This is a genomic window from Kutzneria sp. 744 (assembly GCF_000568255.1).
Taxonomy (GTDB): Bacteria; Actinomycetota; Actinomycetes; order Mycobacteriales; family Pseudonocardiaceae; genus Kutzneria.
On sequence record NZ_KK037166.1, the window covers coordinates 2,761,773 to 2,781,255 of the forward strand.

At 69.2% G+C, this 19,483-nt stretch carries 15 protein-coding genes; 9 read left to right on the plus strand and 6 right to left on the minus strand.

The window, feature by feature from the left end; translation table 11 throughout:
- Nucleotides 1-418: 418 nt before the first annotated feature.
- From KUTG_RS12200 to KUTG_RS12215, 4 genes are all read left to right on the plus strand, one after another.
- Nucleotides 419-1,120 (plus strand): ANTAR domain-containing protein, encoded by a 702-nt coding sequence (locus KUTG_RS12200; protein ID WP_043716852.1) that lies wholly within the window; start codon nucleotides 419-421, stop codon nucleotides 1,118-1,120.
- Between the two features lie 52 nt (nucleotides 1,121-1,172).
- On the plus strand, nucleotides 1,173-1,946 hold the full coding sequence (locus tag KUTG_RS12205) for a GAF and ANTAR domain-containing protein (RefSeq protein ID WP_232240772.1): 774 nt from the start codon (nucleotides 1,173-1,175) through the stop codon (nucleotides 1,944-1,946).
- A 607-nt stretch (nucleotides 1,947-2,553) separates the two neighbouring features.
- Nucleotides 2,554-3,285, plus strand: a complete 732-nt coding sequence (locus KUTG_RS12210; RefSeq protein ID WP_157494490.1) for a GAF domain-containing protein — start codon at nucleotides 2,554-2,556, stop codon at nucleotides 3,283-3,285.
- Nucleotides 3,286-3,407: 122 nt separating this feature from the next.
- Nucleotides 3,408-5,162, plus strand: a complete 1,755-nt coding sequence (locus KUTG_RS12215; protein WP_052394379.1) for a sensor histidine kinase — start codon at nucleotides 3,408-3,410, stop codon at nucleotides 5,160-5,162.
- Nucleotides 5,163-5,481: 319 nt separating this feature from the next.
- Here the strand turns inward: KUTG_RS12215 and KUTG_RS63440 are convergent, their stop codons facing one another.
- Nucleotides 5,482-6,132: an integrase core domain-containing protein gene (locus KUTG_RS63440; RefSeq protein WP_232240773.1), complete on the minus strand. Its 651-nt coding sequence runs from the start codon at nucleotides 6,130-6,132 to the stop codon at nucleotides 5,482-5,484.
- Nucleotides 6,133-6,765: 633 nt separating this feature from the next.
- Nucleotides 6,766-7,893 (minus strand): serine hydrolase domain-containing protein, encoded by a 1,128-nt coding sequence (locus tag KUTG_RS12225; RefSeq protein ID WP_198047121.1) that lies wholly within the window; start codon nucleotides 7,891-7,893, stop codon nucleotides 6,766-6,768.
- 948 nt (nucleotides 7,894-8,841) lie between these two features.
- Between KUTG_RS12225 and KUTG_RS12230 the strand changes: the two genes are divergently transcribed.
- The gene (locus tag KUTG_RS12230; protein WP_043729107.1) at nucleotides 8,842-9,957 is read left to right on the plus strand and encodes an AI-2E family transporter; all 1,116 of its coding nucleotides are present in this window, start codon (nucleotides 8,842-8,844) and stop codon (nucleotides 9,955-9,957) included.
- 986 nt (nucleotides 9,958-10,943) lie between these two features.
- On the opposite strand, the gene KUTG_RS63445 is transcribed toward KUTG_RS12230, so the two are convergent.
- The 3 genes from KUTG_RS63445 to KUTG_RS12240 form a co-directional block, all read right to left on the minus strand.
- Nucleotides 10,944-11,198, minus strand: a complete 255-nt coding sequence (locus tag KUTG_RS63445; RefSeq protein WP_369794454.1) for a hypothetical protein — start codon at nucleotides 11,196-11,198, stop codon at nucleotides 10,944-10,946.
- On the minus strand, nucleotides 11,183-11,938 hold the full coding sequence (locus KUTG_RS12235) for a YhjD/YihY/BrkB family envelope integrity protein (protein WP_052394381.1): 756 nt from the start codon (nucleotides 11,936-11,938) through the stop codon (nucleotides 11,183-11,185). Before KUTG_RS12235 ends, KUTG_RS63445 begins: the two co-directional genes overlap by 16 nt.
- A 467-nt stretch (nucleotides 11,939-12,405) precedes the next feature.
- A complete protein-coding gene (locus tag KUTG_RS12240; protein WP_043716857.1) occupies nucleotides 12,406-13,554 on the minus strand; it encodes a carboxylate-amine ligase in 1,149 nt (382 codons plus the stop codon).
- Between the two features lie 455 nt (nucleotides 13,555-14,009).
- On the opposite strand from KUTG_RS12240, the gene KUTG_RS12245 reads away from it, so the two are divergent.
- The 4 genes from KUTG_RS12245 (at nucleotide 14,010) to KUTG_RS12260 (ending at nucleotide 18,937) form a co-directional block, all read left to right on the plus strand.
- Nucleotides 14,010-15,212 carry an NAD(P)-dependent alcohol dehydrogenase gene (locus tag KUTG_RS12245; protein WP_232240774.1) on the plus strand — a complete coding sequence of 401 codons (1,203 nt, stop codon included), beginning with the start codon at nucleotides 14,010-14,012 and terminating at the stop codon, nucleotides 15,210-15,212.
- Nucleotides 15,213-15,297: 85 nt separating this feature from the next.
- On the plus strand, nucleotides 15,298-16,440 hold the full coding sequence (locus tag KUTG_RS12250) for a glycosyltransferase (RefSeq protein ID WP_043716858.1): 1,143 nt from the start codon (nucleotides 15,298-15,300) through the stop codon (nucleotides 16,438-16,440).
- The gene (locus tag KUTG_RS12255; RefSeq protein WP_052394382.1) at nucleotides 16,437-17,453 is read left to right on the plus strand and encodes a hypothetical protein; all 1,017 of its coding nucleotides are present in this window, start codon (nucleotides 16,437-16,439) and stop codon (nucleotides 17,451-17,453) included. Before KUTG_RS12250 ends, KUTG_RS12255 begins: the two co-directional genes overlap by 4 nt.
- Nucleotides 17,450-18,937: a glycoside hydrolase family 130 protein gene (locus KUTG_RS12260; RefSeq protein WP_198047123.1), complete on the plus strand. Its 1,488-nt coding sequence runs from the start codon at nucleotides 17,450-17,452 to the stop codon at nucleotides 18,935-18,937. The genes KUTG_RS12255 and KUTG_RS12260 overlap by 4 nt, the downstream gene beginning before the upstream one ends.
- On the opposite strand, the gene KUTG_RS61120 is transcribed toward KUTG_RS12260, so the two are convergent.
- Nucleotides 18,911-19,195, minus strand: coding sequence for a hypothetical protein (locus tag KUTG_RS61120; protein WP_198047124.1), 285 nt, complete (start codon nucleotides 19,193-19,195; stop codon nucleotides 18,911-18,913). The genes KUTG_RS12260 and KUTG_RS61120 overlap by 27 nt on opposite strands.
- Nucleotides 19,196-19,483: the final 288 nt, after the last annotated feature.

Sequence of the window (19,483 nt, forward strand, 5' to 3'; positions counted from 1 at the left end):
CGCGCCACAGAGTCTGTGCTGCTCGCCGTGGCCAGGGACGCTGTCTTCCACGGTGCCGTTGGCCGGGCGCGGGCCGACAGGGGCTTTTCCCCTCGGACGCAGGGCCCTTGTGCCCCGGCCGGGCACCCGAGCGCGTGCACATGACCGTCCCGTCGCGACCGGTCAACTCCTTGCTGCAGCAACGGAATACCCGACCAGGATGACGGATCGGGCGGTTGGCGGAGCACGGACACCAGGACACCGCCGCTGATCCGGTGACGCTCGATCTCCGCGATCGACTGCTGGGCGCCGATTGGCCGCAGGGCCATGTCGAGCACCAGGCCGGTGCCGTGCAGGCGTGCCGCGCCAATCACGTGTGTGGGAGGGTGGACAAGTGGTGGTGGTGGTGGTGCGCCGCCGCCCGACAGAAGGGCCCGCAATGCAGGACCATCGGCTCCGTCTGCGCGCGTTGCTGGCAGGTGACGGCAACAGGGCGTCCCCGGCGTTGGCGCGGATCTGTGCGCTTGCGGTGTCGGAGTTGGCGGTCACCGGCGTCGGTGTGACCTTGCTCGACCAGCCCGGTGCCCTTGACGCGCGGCAGCAGTTGGCGCGCGCCACCGACGCGGTGGCCGCCCAGCTGGAGGACCTCCAGTTCACCCTGGGTGAGGGCCCGGGGCGGGAGTCGGTCATCACCGGCGCACCGGTGCTGGTACCCGACCTCGCCGTCGCGGGGACCCGATGGCCGGCGTTCACTTCCGGCGCCCGGACGGCGGGCGTGGCAGCGGTGTTCTCCTTCCCGTTGCAGTTGGGCACGATCGGCCTGGGCTCCCTGGACTGTTACCGCATGTCGGCCGGCTCGTTGAGCCACCAGCAGGTGTCCAACGGGCTGGTGCTGGCCGAGCTGGCCTTCGAGGCGGTCCTGGCCGCTGTCACCGACCACGCCCCCGACGATCTGGGCTGGATCTCCGACATCCACGTCGAGGTCCACCAGGCGTCCGGGATCGTGATGCACCAGCAGGGCATCAACATGCGTGAGGCACTGATGCGAATCCGCGCCTTCGCCTACGCCCACGAGCTGCCGCTGGCCGTAGTGGCCGGCCGGATCGTGGACCGCCGGCTGACATTGGACGCGGACGAATGAGCCGATCACGGACGAGCCGGGTCGGCACGCGCAGCACCGGATGGGAGCAGCGGTGAACGACCAGCACGAGCAGCGACTGGCACGAGTGCTCGTCGAACTCGCCGACACCCTGGTCGACGACTTCGACCTGTTGGAGTTTCTGAGCACGCTCGTCCAACGATGCGTGGAACTGCTCGACGTCACCGCGGCGGGGGTGGTCCTGGCGGATCAGAAGGGCGGCCTGCGGATGGCTGCCGCATCCTCCGAGCAGGCGCGACTGGTCGAGGTGCTGGCGGTGCAAGCCGACGACGGGCCCTGCCTGGACTGCGTGCACACCGGCGAGCCGGTGCTCAGCGCGGACCTGGCCGCCGAGGCCGCTCGATGGCCCCGATTCGTTCCGGTCGCGCTCGAAGCCGGGTTCCACGCCGCGTCCGCCGTGCCGATGCGGTTGCGCCACAACGTGATCGGGTCACTCAACCTGCTGCACACCGGTCCCGACGTGGTGGACGAGGCGCGGGTGAGTCTGGGCCAGGCGCTGGCCGACGTGGCCACCATCGGGATACTCCAGCAACGAGCCGTCGGCAACAGCACGCTGCTGATCGAGCAGCTGCAGACCGCGCTGAACTCCCGCGTGGTGATCGAGCAGGCCAAGGGTGTGCTGTCCTCCCACGGCGGCGTGGACATGGACCGGGCCTTCAGCGCATTGCGCTCCCATGCCCGCTCGCACAACCTGCGGCTGTCCGAGCTGGCCCGAACCGTCGCCGAGGGAACGGCCGACCTCAACGCCATCCTGCCGGTCACCCCGCACGGCCGCCCCGTCGTCGAACCAGACCGTCGGCGGCAGTAACCGGTCGACGGCGGTAACCGAGAGGGGCTCGCCAGCCCGCCCCTGCCACTCGGCCATGAACACGAGCCGCGAGAGTCCGGATCCAACGTCAGGCGCGCGCCCAGCGCCACGCCGAACGGCGGCACGGGTCCGCGGAACAGGGCATTGCGGCCGGCCTGTCCCGCAGCCTGGTCGTCCCCAGCCATCGTGCCTAGCGGCGAAACCACGACACCGGGTCCGTTCGCCGCAGCCGAGCCGGACCGTCACGCTGCGTGGCTACTTGTCGGCGACCGCCGGTGGGGCGTCCCCGAAGTGCGAAAATGCGCGAGAATTCTCCTTGCGCGGCCGACTTCTCGGGTCCGACCGGGACTACGCTCGGAGGTGCCGCGACCGTCGACGACCGGTCCAACCGCGCCTCTTGGGAAGCCGCGCGACCGGTCTGCCGGGAAGCGGTTCTGCCCCGGCCCCTGGCAGGGTCCGTCCATCAGTCATGACGGCCACGTCGCGGTTTGCCGCCTCAGCACCGGGGCTCATCGAGGAGTCCGCCACCATCGGGTTCCGGTCGTCCGCCGCGACAGCCGGGCCGAGGCCTGCGCGGCGTGCCCGCACGTTCTGGAGGTCCATACCCATGACCGTCCCAGTTCTGTTCCACCGCCCCTGCGACGGGGTGGACTCGTCCACCGGTGTCCGCGCCCACAGGATTCGGACAACGGAACTGCCGGCCGACGAGTTCATCCTGCCCGACCTGCTGCGTGCACTCGCCGCGTCGTGCTGCCACCTGACCCGGGCCGACTTCTGCGTGCTCACCGTGACCAGCCCACCCGCACTGGCGTTCGACACCAGCCACATCGGTGACACCCACCGGATTCCCCGGCAGGCCGACGCGGCCGTGATCGACGCAGCGCCAACTGGACGAGGGGCGTCCCCCACCGCCGCGCGCCGGCCGACAGCGCCACCGGAGACCACCGGGATGTGCCTGTTCGTCGAGGTTCCCATCCGAGCGGGCGCGGCCGTCATCGGCCGTGTCGGTCTGGCCGCGCAGCACGACCACACCGGGTTCACCGACCAGGACAGGGATACCGCGACCACGATCGCCGCCATCGCCGGCGACGCGGTGCGCCTGGTGGCGGTGATCCGGGAACCTCGCCACCACGACCAGCCCGGCGATGTGGCAGACGACCTCGCCGATGCGATCATCAACGCGCTCTACGGCGTGGGCGTCCAGCTGCACGTCCGCGCTCCCGCTGACGCCATGACATCGGTTCGGCACACGGTCGGCACGCTCAGCCGGGCCGTTCGGCAACTGCAGTTGGTCATGCTCGGCTCGGATGCGGACGGCGTCGTCATCGAGAAGCCGTAAGCGCCGCCGCTACACCACCGTCGGCGGACACACGTACGGCGTGGTCCGGCTCCACGCGTGCCGTTCGCGACGGAGATCGCACCGCCGCGAACAGCACGCGAAACCTGTGAAGGAGGTGCGCGGTGCCTATCGCCGGGCAGGACAGGCAACATCCGTGGAACGGTCCGGGCGGTCAGCATCCCGGCGACCTGTCGCGGCTGCGGCTCAGTGAGCTGATCACGGAGCTGTCCGCGCACGTCACCGAACTCCTCGGCGCCAAGAACCAGATCCAGGGGCTGGTGAACGCGGTGATGACCGTGTCCGCCGGGCTGGCACTCGACCCCACGCTGCACCGGATCGCGCTGGCCGCGACCGAGCTGGTCGACGCGGAGTACGGCGCGCTCGGTGTGCTCGGTCCCGACGGCACGCTGTCCAGTTTCGTCACCGTCGGCCTCGACGAGGCCACCCGCACCGCGATGGGGCCGCTGCCGACCGGCCACGGCCTGCTGGGCACGCTCATCGCCGATCCCGAACCGTTGCGGCTCGCCGACCTGTCCGACCACCCGACCTCGGTCGGGTTTCCGCAGCACCACCCCCCGATGCGGACCTTCCTCGGCGTACCGGTGCGCATCCGCGACGAGGTCTACGGCAACCTCTACCTCACCGACAAACGCGGCGGCCGCCAGTTCAGCGCCGACGACGAGGTCGTCGTCGAGGCGCTCGCGGCCGCGGCCGGCATCGCGGTGGACAACGCCCGCCTGTTCGAACAGGCCACCCAGCGCCAGCGGTGGCTGGAGGCGGTCACCGAGGTCACCACCGACCTGATGTCGGGCATGGACCAGGGTGAGGCCCTGAAGCTGGTCGCCGTCCGGGCGGTGGACCTTGCCGACGCCGACGCCGCGCTGGTCCTGCTGACCCCGCCGGGCCGCCGCGACCGGCGCGTGGTGCACGCCTGGGTCGGCGGCATCGACGCGTCGGCGGACGGCCGGGAGATCCCCAGCGACGATCCGCTGATCGCCGACGTCATCGCCGGCGGCGCACCCGTGATTGAGACCGACCTGGCCCGCACCAGGGCGGACAGCGGATTGACCGACCTGCTCGTCGGCTTCCAGCACTCGATGGCGGCCGCCATGCGCTCGGGTGAGCACATCCACGGCGTGCTGCTGCTCCTGCGCGGCAAAGGCCGACAGCCCTTCGTCACCGGCCAGCTGCCGCTGCTGGCCTCATTCGGCAGCCAGGCGTCGCTGGCGTTGCAGCTGGCCGGCGAGCAGACCAGGAGCAGGCAGCTGGAACTGGTCATCGACCATGACCGGATCGGCCGGGACCTGCACGACCACGTCATCCAGCGGCTGTTCGGAACCGGACTGCGGCTGCAGGGCATCGCCTCGGCGGTCAGCGACCCCGAGCACCGGCGCCGGCTGAAGGCCGGCATCGGCGAGATCGACGACATGATCCGGGAAATCCGCACGTCCATCTTCGATCTGCAGGCCCCTGCGGACACCGTCGAGGTGAGCCTGCGCCGGCGTCTGCTTGACGTGATAGTGGGGGGCGTCGACGCGACGGCGGTGCAGCCGACGGTGCGGATCTCCGGACTGGTGGACACCCGCGTGTCACTCGTGGTGGCCGATCACGCCATCGCGGTGCTGCGAGTACTGCTCACTTCCTGGCACAGCGATGCCACCGAGGTCATGGTCACCGTCGAGGCCACTGATCACCTGCTTGTCGTCGAGGTGAGCGACAACGGCACCGGACTGGACCAGAACGCAGTCGACGAGAGCATGCGTCACCTTGGGAACGAGGCCCGCGAGCTGGGCGGTGAGTGCACCGTCATCCCGAACGACCAGGGCGGCACAACCGTGCGTTGGACATGGCCGACAAGGTCCTCGTCACCGGACTGACAGCACGGCGATCACTGTGCCGGGAGCGGAATCGCCGTCCTGCCGCGTCCTTCGGCGTCCGGCTAGTAGTACTTCGTTAAGTCGATCTTCGGTTCGGTAACGGTCGTTGACAGGTGGCGCACGTGCCGGTCCAACACGCGAGTAAGTCCTGTAGCGCTCGGAGGACTCCGTAGAGCGTCAGGCCGGCACGAGGGCCTTTGGGTTCAGGCGTTGCAGGGTCAGGAAAGCGTGGGCGAGCGAGACGAGGGTAACGTGGTGGTTGTGGGGCTCGGTTACTCGATTCTGCCCTTGATCTGCCGGTCCGCGACGGCCGGTTTGATCACGCGACGATCTCATACTCGCTTGTCAATCCGCCAAGGATGGGTCGACGTCGGACGCGATGGTCGGCGAGATCGATCGGTGTCGGGGGTCGGGTCTCCGCTTGGGCTGGCGCAAGCTGTTGGAGACTTCGGTGCGGGCGTGCGGTGTTGAAGTGCCGCAAGTACACGGTGAGGACACGGCGCAGGTGTTGCTCGTTGACGATCAGCAGCCGATCGAGCAGCTCGCGACGGAGACTTCCGATCATTCGCTCACAAATCGCGTTCGCACGAGGCGCTTGAGGAGGGCTGGCGAGGATCCGAATACCGTCAGCGACGAACACCGCGTCGAACGCACGAGTGAACCGAGAGTCCCGATCCCGCAGCACGAACGTCAGCGTGTCGACACGCTCACCGAATTCCACGAGCAGGTTGCGGGCGGCTTGCACGGTCCAGGCACCGGTCGGGTTGGCGGTGATGCCGGCCAGATGCGCCCGGCGAGTACCGTGCTCGACAACGATCAACGCATAGATCCGTTTCAGGAACACCGTATCGACATGCACGAAGTCCACCGCCACGATGCCCTTGGCCTGCACGGAAAGGAAGTGCTTCCAGGTCGGCCCCGACCGGCGAGGTGCCGGGTCGATGCCCGCGGCGTTCAGGATCTCCCACACGGTGGACGCGCCGATCCGATGTCCCAGCCGAACCAGCTCGCCTTGGATACGCCGGTGCCCCCCACTGAGGATTGTCGGTCGCCATGCGGATCACGAGGTTCTTGATCGCCGCCGCTGTCGGCGGGCGTCCTGCGCGGCGCCGGCTGCTGTAGTCCCACTTCCTGGCGACCAACCGACGATGCCAGGCCAGCAGCGTCGCTGGAGTGACGGAGAAGATCTCCTTCCAGCGTCGGCACGGCAGAAGTCGGGACAACGCAGCCAGCCACAACCGGTCAGCTGGGCTGTAACGAACCCTGGCGACCTGACGGTGTAGCACCGCGTTCTCGTGGCGTAGCACCAACAGCTCCGCGTCCTTGGACAGATCACGGCGCAACATCAGGACCGGGACGCCCAGCAGGCAACGCACGAGCTGGTAGAGCAGTGACAACAGCACCACGTGATCGTTGCAGGCGGACAGCTGACAGCCGGAACGCCCAGGTAGACGGCGAAGTCGCATTTTCGAGCCCCACAGGACGGGTTATTACGCGGTTCGTCGGGCTGCCGCAACGTTCCTGAACGACCGCTCGGCGGCACGACAGGACGTTTGTCGGCTGAGGCGACTGCGAGTGGTCGGCGTCGATTTTCGGCCTGACATCAACGGACGGCAGCGCTGGTCATCGCGTTCATCAGCACCGACTGCAGGTCTTGTCCCGGACCTGAGTTGGTGACCAGGACCAGTGGGGCGCTGCCCTTGACCACGGCGAAGGAGATCATCATGACCGCCGGCGGATCCCCGAAGTCTCCTTCCTTCGCGCGGAACCCCGTCTGGCTGCTGACCGAGCAGTCCCAGCCGAGGCAGCTGTCGTTCATGAGTTGCTTCTGTTCGGTGGTCAGCAGGGCGTTCGTGTCCAGCAGGCCCTTGAGAACGCGCATCATGCTGGCCGGTGAGATAACCCAGCCACCCGCCGCGCAGGCCGACGGCCCGACTGGCAGCTGCTGGCCGTGAACACCGGCGCTGTCCTTGGGCGGCGGGTAGAACAGCGCGGCGTCGGCGACCTCCGCGCACTTGGCGTCGGTGACTCCGACCGGACCGAACACGTGACGTTGCAGGTAGTCCATGAAGTAGGCATCGGCCGCTTGGGTGCGTTGCCGTGGTCCGGGATCGGCGACGCCGTCGAGGATGGGCAGGACATCGCGGAAGATGGTGAAGTTGATGTTGTTGTAGTCGGCCGCCGGCTTGTCCGCTGCCGTGATGCCGATCCGTACCTGCTCGCGGGCGGCCTGGTCGTCGGTGAACACCGCGCCGCTGTCGTGGCGGAACCCGGCACGGTGGGTCAGCAGTTCCCGGAAGGTGACGGTGTCGATACCGGGGCCTTGCGTCCAGTCGGCTGGTAGGTAGGGCGCGATCCCGCTGTCGAGCGACAGATGGTGTCGAGCCAGGGTCTGGAGCACCGCGACGGTGGTGAACATCTTGCCGACGCTGGCCGTGTTGACCGAGATGGTGGCGCCCATCGCCAGTGCCGGCGGGTCGGTCGCGGTGCGGGCCTGACCGAAGGCCCGGGCCTGAGTGTCCTTGCCCACCAGGGCGACGTACCCGACGACCTTGTTCCGCAGGATGTCGTCGATGCTCTGGGCAAGTTTGCTGACGGAGATGCAGCCGTCCGTGTCGCAGACCCGATCAGGGTCTGTTGTCGGGTCGGAGGCGTGGTCCGGCGGACCCGCGCAGGCGGCCGTGGCGACAAGCAGCAGGCCAATGACCGCAGTGCACGCATGTTTGCCCATGACGCCCGCCCCTTCCGCCATGCGGACCCGGATGCAGGCAATCCAGCCTCGAACAACCTGGCCAACGACTGATTGCAGCAGGTCGGACCGGCCATCGGAAGAGGCTTACGTCCTGTGGCCGAAGAGCAGGATGCGTGCCGTGGCGTTGAGCCGGAGGTTGCGGCCTCCGCGGTACCGAGAAGACGCACGCGTGCGCGAGCCGCTGTGCTGTCGGGCGATCGCATAGGCAGTCGCAGTGGGAGGGGCAGAGGCATCCGGCACAGTCGTAGCAACGATCACCTCTCGACAGAAGAGGGCATTCGCGGCAGGAGGAGGCTGACGCGCGGGCACCGTTATCGAGAACGTGTTCTAACAACGACGCCGAGCTGCAAGGTGGTCCTATCGCTGGCAACACGGTGGTCCCACGACTTGGCAACTGACGGATCCCCGTGCCACCGCGCCACGCCGTTCAACGCGCCGTGCCGACGTCGCGGCATGACCCGCACGGCCGCGCCGGCCGACGAACCTGCAGCGATCACTGACCGTGCAACTGGCCGCCAGTGGGGATCGAACTGGCCGTCCGTGGCTGGCCGTCCGCGGGGAATTCCGGCTGGCCGCTGACAGACGGCCTGACCGCCGAGACGGGAGACGCTCATCGAGCACCACAGCAGCAAGGCACCTGACCGGCCGGCCGCCTTCAACTCGACGCGCACCTCCTCACCGTGACCTCGAGCTGATTCAGCACGGCCGCGCGGCACCACGGTGTGCGGAAGCCGGCCGGGTCCAAGCCAACCCGATGACCCCATCTCGATCCCCGTGAGCCCCGGGTCAGCGGAGAGTTTGAGACGGCTGTCGCTGAGCAATCCACTGCTCCAGAGCGGTGCTCGGATTGTGCCGCGTGCAGAGAAGCCGAGACCCGCGATGCCCGCATCATCTCCGGATTCCGCCGCTGACGGTCATCACGACCTGATCGGTCAACCTCACGACGACGAGTCAGAGGGCCCGGTGGCCCAAGCGGAAGCCGAAGCGGCCCAGATCAGCGAGTCGGACCATCCGCTGGGCGCGATGGGCCAGCGGTTCGACCGCAGGTCGCCGTTCCTGATCGGGATGTCCGCCGCCGCAGGTGTCGCCGTCACCTACGGCCTGGTGCTGGTGGTGGTAGGTCTGCGGGACGTGCTGATCCTCATCGGACTGGCGCTGTTCATCGCGATCGGGCTGGAACCACTGGTGTCCTGGCTGGTGAACCGTCGGCTGCCCCGCTGGCTCGCGGTCACCACCGTGTTCGTGGCGGTGGTCGGCGCGGTCGGCGGATTTCTCACCGCCACGATCCCTGTGGTCGTCACGCAGGCCGCCCAACTGGTCGCGAAGGTACCCGACTACCTGCGCCAAGCCCAGGACCACAACTCCTGGCTCGGCCAACTCAACGAACGCCTCCACCTGCAACAGGCGATCGAGAACTCGGTCAGCGGCGGCGCCGGCCTGCTCAACGCCGGCGTCGCCGTGTTCGGGGCGCTGACCAACCTCGGCATCCTGGTCGTGCTGACCGTGTACTTCGTCGCCGACCTGCCCCGCATCCGGGTCGCGCTCTACCGCCTGGTGCCGAACTCGCGGCGGCCGCGCGCGATCCTGATCGGCGACGAGATCTGCGCGAAGGTCGGCGGCTATGTGTTGGGCAACCTGCTGATCTCGGTCATCGCCGGGGTGCTCACCCTGGTCTGGCTGCTGATCTTCGGCGTGCCCTACGCGGTGCTGCTGGCCATCGCCGTCGCCGTGCTGGACCTGATCCCGGTGGTCGGGTCGGTCATCGGCGGCGCCGTGGTCAGTCTGGTCGCGCTGACCGTGTCCCTGCCTGCCTTCCTCGCGACCATCGGCTTCGTGCTGGCCTACCGGTTCGCCGAGGACTACCTGCTGGTGCCGAAGATCATCGGCAGCGCGGTGAAGGTCCCCGCGCTGGTCACCGTGGTGGCGGTGCTGCTGGGCGGGGCGCTGCTCGGCGTGGTTGGCGCCCTCATCGCGATACCCGTCGCCGCCGCGGTGTTGTTGCTGGCCAACGAGGTTCTCTACCCACGCCTCGACCGCGCATGACCGGAGCCGACGTGGCGAACGGCCCGCCGCGGCGGGCCGTTGTGCACCAATCATCGCGCCCCGAGTGGCTCCGCAGAGGCGTCGGGGTCCGGAACGCCCGCTACGGCTGGTAGCCGTGCCGGGCTGTCGGCGTTGCCGCGTTGAGCGGCCGTCATCAACGCGTCGTGAGCACGGCCAGGTTCGCGGTGATCGTGGCCATGCGATACCGCCGTATCGGCGGCGTTGCGGGCGGGTATCGCGCACCTCACCGAGCACACGACCGTCGGGGCGGCCGTGTGTTGACGCTCGTTCAGGGGCACCGCGCCACCACGGTGGCCGCCGGTGCGGAGAAGTGGACCTGGCGGGCGCGGCGCAGATCAGCATCGGACACGTCACCAACGGCGGGTTGCGCGGCGGGGTGGCTGAACAGCACCGGTGAGACCGGTGCTGTCTCGGTGCGGGGATATACGGGTGTGTGGAACAGGAGGACTCCTCGGTAGATGATCAGCTGACGAGCACGGTGCCACGCCCGGTGGGTGTGACGGACCGCGGATCGTGTCTGGTGTCGAACGACTAGGTGAGTGGCCGCCGGGCTGGGACGAGTACCTGTCGGCCCGTCGTTGCAACGTCACGCGCCACCGCAGGCACCCGGCGTCATGTGCTGCCGCCCCGTGGTTGGAAGCGCGGCGCGAACCTGCTTCATACGAAGCCTGCGGCATGAAGATCTACTACGACCACGCCACCCGCAACGTCACGATCCGCGCCACCCCGCGCGCCGAAACGGTGCCAACCGTGGAACAGGCAGCCACCGTTGTCCAACCAGCGCAAATACCGCCCGCGACGTGCAGGTTGCGCCACAACCGACGTCGGCGGCGTCGAGTTCAGCGACCACGTCGAAGTCCGCTCGGAGATCGCGGCCGTAAGCGGACCCCCGACGGCCAGCGGCTGACCGTGCCGCGGCCAGCAGCGGCCGACCACCAGCTGTCCGCTGTCACCAGGCGCCACACTCAGCTATCCCGCTGATGCTTCTGCCGTCCTCTCCGCGGGAATCGCACACGGATGCGTGCCTGTTTGACCATCTGCTCCGTGCGGGCGTATGCGGCATACGCCTGCCGGTCGGCCGGCGTCAGCGGCGCGTCGCCGACAAAGGGGGCCAGCAGGCTGCGCGGCCACATCCGCAGCACACGCACAGCGTTGATCTCGGCGCCGAGCACAGCGACCGTCGCCCCGAGATAGAGCCAGATCATCAGCCCGATGACCAACCCGAACGCACCGTAGATCGCGCTACTCCCCCGCAGCTCGTGTTCCAGCAGGTAGGTGCCGCCGATCTGAAGCCCTGCCAGAGCACGGTCGACACGATCACCCCGGGCAGCAACTGCCCCGGCGTGATGTCTCGTGCCGTCAGGACACGGAACGCCAGCAGGAACAGCAGCACATTGACCACGAGCGCGCCGAGATTGGCCAACAGGGCGACGATCACGTCGTTCGAGCCCAGGTCCGAGGCGACCGTGGTCACCCCGGTCAACCCGGTCGTGAGCAGCACACCGAGGCCGAACGTGGCCAACAGCAGCAGCCCCCGGACATAGAAACCCAGCAGTCCGGGCCGGCGCACCCGCGGCACGGCCCAGATCTTGTTCAGCACGGCCTGGCCCGCACCGGCCACTCCCAACGCGCCGTACAGCGCGGCGGCCGAGCCGAACGCCACAGCGAAGACGTTGCCCTGCACAGAATGCACGTTCGACACGAGCTGCTGTCCGAGCACCGGGAAATCCACCAGCGCCGAGTGCAACACCTGCTGCTGCAGCGCGTCGTCGTTCTGCATGACGAAGCCAAGCATGGTCACCAGGAGCAGCAGGAGCGGGAACAGCGACAGGAATCCGTAGTACGTCAGCAACGCGGCCAAATAGTAACCCTGGTCGTCGACGAACTTGTAGCAGACCGCAAGCGCGAAGCCCGCCCAGTGATGCCGCTGCTGGAACTCGTCGATCCGAACCGCAACCAATCCGCCACCCCGCTCCGCTCGATCTCCCGGCGGGATACCCGGCAAGCGCCCGCTCCTACCTTCAGATGGCGACTGCCGTTACCACCGCCTCCCAGCAAGAGACCGCTGGGCGGCCACGTCGATGTCCACCGACGCAGCGAGCCCCTCCCGTAGTTTCATTGCGGCATCGGACGGTGGCACGCAGGGTGATCGACCTCCATCGACGACCTCGGTGCCGATCCGGAGGTCGGCGACACTCGACACCACGATGCGTTCCCGGAAAGTGCGGCGAGTTCGTGGTCAGAGTTCAGCCAGGTGAGGAAACAACGCGTGAAGATCGCGGGACAGCGGCAGCGCGAGTTGCTCAGCGTGTATCGGCAACGGCGGGAGAAGGAAAGCCGCATGACCGCCGCGATCACCTTGCAATCCTTTTATGACACGAACCGCGTGGCGTTGCGGATGTCCTACCATATCGAGGATACCTCACCTCATGACCGAATGTCCCCGTCTGCCAACAGTTCCGGCGAAATCCGTTCCACTGTGGCGGCGGCGAGCGCCCGCACGAACTCCCCGGGAGTCGCCGAGCCTGCCCACAGTGCACGCTGCCGGTCCGCACCCGTGCCCGCGACGGCGACGCCGATGGCAAGCCGGCCCACCTCGTCACCGTCGCCCGTCACCGCCAGGCCCGGCCGCAAGTGCGCCAGGAAGCGCTCGAACAGGTCACGCTGTGGCACGGCGTCGCCGGCGACCACGTCGACACCTGGGCCGTCAAGTCCGTGCCGGGCAGCAGCGGTCAATGCGGCGGTGATCATCTCCGTACGCACGGGCGGCGCCGGCCGCCCATCGCTGAACTCTTCGACGGCCGTCGCCACCATCGCCCGGACCAGGCCGGCGAGCAGCACGGCCTCGTCCACCGACAGACACACATCGGTGATCCGGATCTCCACCGTCGGATATCTCGGCGACAGGCGGGCATACAGGTGTACGCCGCGCGGGTCGATGGCCGCGCCGCCGGCCACGAGCGTCCGCACCGACGCGTCGTACTGGTCGGCGTCGGCCCAGATCTCCGGCGGTCGCGCAGTCGGCCATCGCGACCACAGGGGATGCCGCCAACTCGCCCATCCGGTGTCCCGGCCGAGCGCATACGGCGAGTTGGCGCTGATCGCCAGCAGCTGCGGCAGCCACGGTCGCAGACGGGACAACGCCTGGATGCCGAGTTCACGGGAGGGCAGGCCGATGTGGACGTGACAGCCACACGTCCCGGCACTGCCGACGAGTTCCGGGAACCGCGCCGCGAGTGCCCGGTAGCGTGGCCGGTCCGTGACCGCTGACGACCCGGTCCGTCCGGCGAACGGCATCACACCGCTGGCTACGGGCAGGCAGCCGACACGATCGGCCGCGACGGCCAGCAGGGCGCGCAGCCGGCCCAGGTCGGCGCGAACCTGACCGAGCCCCGCGCAGACGGCGGTCGCCGTCTCGATCTGGTACCGCATGAACTCGGCCTCGACGGCCGGCTCGCCGTCGAGCAGACGCAGCATGTCAGGTGCCGCGGGCAGGACGCGTCCGGTTGCCGCGTCCACCAGGAGGAACTCCTCCTCGACGCCGATCGTGAACGGCAGTTCGACTGCTGCGGCCATCGTGCCGCTCCCCTCCCTCGGGCGAGCTCCGATGCGGAGCCGGCGTGGCGCGAGTCCCGCCGAATCAGGGCGAACGGGTGTTGGGTCTCGTGCTCTCACGGGAACGCGAAAATCGGCCGACCTCGGCGAGTGCGGCGATCACTGCGTACAGGCCTGCCATCAGGGACGGCTGTCGCGGGGTCCGAACGACACCTGGCCCGAGTGTAGCCGCAATCGCGGGGTTCAGCGCCGCCGCCGAGGCGGGGCCGCGTTCCGCACTGTCCGCTATGGACTGCGAGGTGCCGTTTCCGTTGATCCGGACGGTCCATTGTGGACGTGAACGACCATCGGCGGCGGTTGGCGGCCGACGGGGTTGCCGACAAGGCGTAAGGTGAGGGTGTCGCTCGGGCCCCTGGTGGCGTGAGGGCCACACTCCTGCGGGTGGCGGCCGCGAGTCGGCTTCCTCATGACCGGGCTTGGCGCTGACGGGTCAACGGCCTCCGGTCGGACGCAGTGCGCGCTTCGGCGACGGCGCGTCGCGGTCCGGTTCTCACAACACGCGGCGACGCGGTCTGCAACGGGTCTGGCGCTCCGGTGACGGATTGTTCATCCGACGAAAGGAAAGGTGCCCCATGCCCGCAGGCCCGCAACCGACTCCCCCTGCCGCGCACACGGACACGGAGCACGCCGTCACCGCACCGAAGATGATGGCGGCCATCTCCGACCGATACGGACCGCCCGACGCACTGCACGTCAGGGACGTCGACAGGCCCGTCGTCGGTGGCAAAGAAGTGCTGGTGCGCGTGCACGCAGCCGCGTTGCACATCGGCGACTGCTTCGGCGTGCGCGGCGCGCCGCTGCCGATGCGAATGGCCAGCGGCTTGCTCAAGCCCAAGTACGGCGTGCCAGGAATCGACGTCGCGGGGCGCGTCGAGGCCGTCGGCGACGCCGTTGAGAAATTCGAAGTGGGCGACGAGGTATTCGGGGCGTGCCATGGCGCCTGCGCGGAGTACGCGCGCGCCAGCGAGGACCAGCTGGCGCCGAAGCCGGCGAACCTGACGTTCGAGGAAGCGGCGGCGGTGCCCACCTCCGGTGTCGCGGCCCTGCGCGGCCTGCGCGACGTCGGCAGGCTGCGACCAGGGCAGAATGTTCTGATCAACGGCGCGTCCGGCGGGGTGGGCACGTTCGCCGTGCAGATCGCCAAGGCGCTCGGCGCAGACGTCACCGGCGTCTGTGGCAGCGCGAACCGCGACATCGTCCGACTGCTCGGCGCCGACCGGGTGGTCGACTACACCGAACTGGACTTCACCCGCGGCCCCCAGCGCTACGACCTCATCCTCGACAACGTCGAGAACCACACCCTGGCGGACTGCCGACGTGCACTGACGCCCAACGGCACTCTCGTGCTCAACAGCGGCACCGGGGCGCGCGGAATCAGGCTGATGACCCGCCTCATCACGCCGCTCGTGCTGTCGCCATTCACGCGGCAGACGCTGCGCCGGTACCTCTGCGCCCCGAACCACCGGGACCTGCTCGTGCTCAAGGCCCTCATCGAGGACGGCAAGCTCACTCCGGTCATCGACCGGACCTACCCGTTGGCCGAGACGCCGGCGGCGCTGCACCACATCGAAGGAGGACACGCCCGCGGAAAAGTCGTCGTCATCGTGCTCGCATCCTGACCAGCCCGTGCTGGATCGCGTGGATCCAGGTTCCACCCGCGTGCGGCCATCAACGCCGCGCCCCATTCTGGAAGGCCGGTCATCCATGACCCGAAGCTATGGTTTCCTCAGCACCTATCCGCCGACACAGTGCGGCCTGGCCACGTTCAGCTCCGCGCTGCGTCGGCATCTGACCACACCGTGGTCGAACGGCTCGAATGACGTCGTGCGCGTGGTCCACGACCCGTCCCCGTCCGACCGGCCCGAGGTCGTGCACCACCTGGTGAACGGGACGCCCGGCGGCACGAACGCGGCCGCCGCGGCGCTGAACCGCACCGATGTCGCCATCGTCCAGCACGAGTACGGCATCTACGGCGGCCCCGACGGCGAGGACGTGATCGAGGTGCTCGCCGGGCTCCGCGTCCCGGCCATCGTGGTGCTGCACACCGTGCTGGGCGCGCCCACCCGCAACCAGCGGCGGGTGCTCAACGAGGTCATCGCCCACGCGGACGCGGTCGTGACGATGTCGGACACCGCCGCGCACCGGCTGCTGGACGGCTACACCGTGCCGGAGCCCGCCAATCTCGTCGTCATCCCGCACGGCGCGGTCGCCGCCAAGCACACCGGCGGCACGTCCGGGCAGGCCGGCGGCCGACCGATGATCCTGACCTGGGGTCTGCTGGGCCGGGGCAAGGGCATCGAATGGGCGATCCCGGCGATCGCCGGGCTCCGCGGACTCACCCCGCCGCCGCGCTACCTGGTGGCGGGCCAGACCCATCCGCAGGTGCTGCTGCACGAGGGCGAGGCGTACCGGTCGAGCCTGATCGCCCAGGCCGGCGTGGCCGGCGTGGCGGACCTGGTGGAGTTCGACGCCGTCTACCGCGACGACGCGGCGCTGGCCGAGCTGGTCCGGCAGGCCGACGTCGTGCTCCTGCCGTACGACTCGCCGGAGCAGGTCACCTCCGGGGTGCTCATCGAGGCCGTCGCGGCACGGCGCCCGGTGGTAGCCACCCGGTTCCCGCACGCGGTCGAACTGCTCTCCGGCGGCGCCGGTCTACTCGTCCCGCACCGGGACCCGAAGGCGATCACGGCCGCGCTGCTGCGGGTGCTGACCGAGCCCGGCCTGGCGGCCGGCATGGAGGCCAAGGCATCGAGCCTGGCCCCGAGTCTGCGCTGGCCCGCAGTGGCCGCACGGTACCGGGAACTGGCGGACAGCCTGGTCGCGTCCCGTACCGACCTGCCGGTGTGACCGGCTTCGAGCTGAGCTACGCGCACCTCTACCGCCTCAGCGACGACACCGGATTGAACGAACACGCCATCGGCCCCATCCCTCGTCGTGGGCACGGCTACTGCCTCGACGACGTCGCACGCGGGCTGGTGGTGCTGTGCCGTGAGCCAGAGCCAACCGACGCCATGGTCCGCCTGCTCGAGCGCTATCTCGCCTTCGTCGTACACGCGCAGGAGGACGACGGACGCTTCCACAACCGGCTGGGATACGACCGGCGCTGGCAGGACGAGCCGGGCCTGGGCGACTGGTGGGGCCGTGCCCTGTGGGCCCTGGGCACCGCTGTGGCCCGCGGCCCCGCTCCGTGGGTCCGCCAGACCGCGCTGGCCCGCTTCGAGGCGAGCGCCGCGCACCGCCCGCCGTCGGTACGGTCGATGGCCTTCGCCGCGCTCGGCGCCGCAGAGGTCCTGGTGGACCGCCCCACGCACGGACTGGCCGTCGCGCTGCTGGCGGACGCCGCCGCCGTGATCGGCGGTCCGCGTCCGGACGCCGAATGGCCCTGGCCCGAACACCGGCTGTACTACGCGAACGCGCTGCTGCCCGAGGTGCTCATCGCCGCCGGCAACGCCTGTGCCGACAAGGAGATCCTTGCCCGCGGCCTGCGGCTGCTCGACTGGTTGCTGACCGCGGAGACCCGTGGCGGTCACCTGTCACCCGTCCCGGTCGGGGGCTGGCAGCTCGGCGAGCAGCGCCCGGCGTTCGACCAGCAACCCATCGAGGTCGCCGCCATCGCCGACGCCTGCGCCAGGGCGTTCGCCGTCACCGGCGACGAGCTGTGGGCCGATGGGTGCCGACTGGCCGGCGACTGGTTCCTCGGCGACAACGACGCCGGCATCCCGTTGCACGATCCGCGCACCGGTGGCGGCTACGACGGGCTGCACCGGGTCGGCCGCAACGAGAACCAGGGCGCGGAGTCGACGCTCGCGCTGATCTCCACCCTTCAGCACCATCGACAGTTCGCCAAGGAGATCCGTTGACCACTTCACCGGGCCTCGACCCCGCCCTGGCCGTCCGCACGCCGCTGCGGCTGCTGCCCGATCCCCGCCGGGTGATCACGAAACTGTTCATCCCGGGTGAGGAACGACCCGAGCACGACAGCCGGTCCGCCGTCGTGATCCGGCGCGTGCTGGCCATGGACGAGCAGACCGTGACCGAGACGCTGCTGCGGACCACGCGGCTGTTCGCCGGGCGCCATCCACGCCTGGCGGAAACTTTCGCCGAGCACTTCGACATCGTCAGTCACCGCCTCGACAAGCGGCTGGACGTGTCAGCGCAACGCCGGCAACTGATCGGCGCGTACTTCACCCACGAGTACGCGGTGGAGGCCGCCGCGCTGTGCAACCCGTCGATGGTCGCCCACCCCGATCAGTCCGGCCTGGCCGACGGCGAGCTGCGGTTCGTGCTGAGTGTGCGGGGCATCGGCGAGGGCCACCTGTCCTCGATCGGTTTCCGCACCGGCGTGATCGGCGCGGACGGTCAACCACGCATCGACCCGCCTCGCCGTTTCCTCACCGTCGGTCGGTCCCGTCCCCCCGCCTACGAGCGGGCACTGTTCGACGGCAAGCTCCTCGACTTCGGCCACGACGACGAGATACGCGTCGTGCTGCGTCGTCGCCTGCCGGAGCGGTTCACCACGGCCGAACTCGACGACGTGCTCGACGAACTGCACCCGCGGCTGGTGTCACGGCCCAGCGCGTACCGGACGATCGAGCAGATCCGGTGGATCGCCGCCAACAACTACGTCACGGAGTTTCCCGACGACCGTTCGCTGAGCGAACGCGTGCTGTGGCCGACGGGTCCTGCCGAGTGCCAGGGCATGGAGGACGCGCGGTTCACCCGGTTCGTCCACGACGACGGCACAGCAGCCTACTACGCCACCTACACGGCGTTCGACGGTGACGAGGTGACACCACAACTGTTACACACAAAGGACTTCCGCACCTTCAACGTCTCGCAGATGACGGGGACGGCCGCCCGGAACAAGGGCATGGCGCTGTTTCCGCGTCGTGTCGGCGGCCGGTTCGTCGCGCTGTCCCGTGGCGACGCCGAGAGCACCAGCATCGTGACCTCCCAGAACATCCAGACCTGGCAGGACCCGCACACACTGCAGGCCCCGGCCCGGGACTGGGAACTGGTGCAGGTGGGCAACTGCGGCTCGCCGATCGAGACCGAGCACGGCTGGCTGGTGCTCACCCACGGCGTCGGCCCGATGCGGGTCTACTCCATCGGCGCCATGCTGCTCGACCTCGACAATCCCGAGCGGGTGCTCGCCGCACTGCCGGAACCACTGCTGAGCGCGGACGCCACCGAACGCGACGGCTACGTGCCCAATGTCGTCTACTCCTGCGGCGGACTGCTGCACCGCGACACCGTGGTCATTCCCTACGGCGCCAGCGACGCGACGATCGCGGTGGCCACCGTCGCACTGCCGGAACTACTCGATCGGATGCGCCGCGCCTGAACCGAAATCGAAGTGACAGCGTGACTTCAGGCCCGAGAGCCGCGGAGCAGGACACGCCGACTGCTCGACGCCGTCGCTGGTGTCGCCAGCGACCCGAGCCTTCCCGATGTGCTGCACCGGATCTCGAGCTCCGCCAGGGAGCTCGTCGGCGACGCCATGCCGGCGCCGCTGAACCTGTGTGACTTCGTCGAACGCCCGCAGTCGTTCGGTGTCCCGCCGGGCCGGCCGCCCATGTCGGTGCTGCTCGGCGACGAGCATGCGCCGACCGCACTCGCACTGGTGGCACGCCAGGCTCGTGCGGTGGCGCGGGCAGTTGTCGCCGCGATCGTCTGTCCGCGTGGTGAACGTCCGACCTCGTGGTGGGCGGTGTCGACGGTGACCACGGCGGAATCCCTCTGGGCACAACGATTCCACGCTCCGCGACCGCTGTGCGACAGGTGACGGCGACCGACACGCCCCCGCTCATCGACGACCTGGGCGGGAATTCAGCCCGCTGGTTGGGTGCGCGCGCCGAACAAACCGGCGAGTGGGCTCGGCAATGCCGGT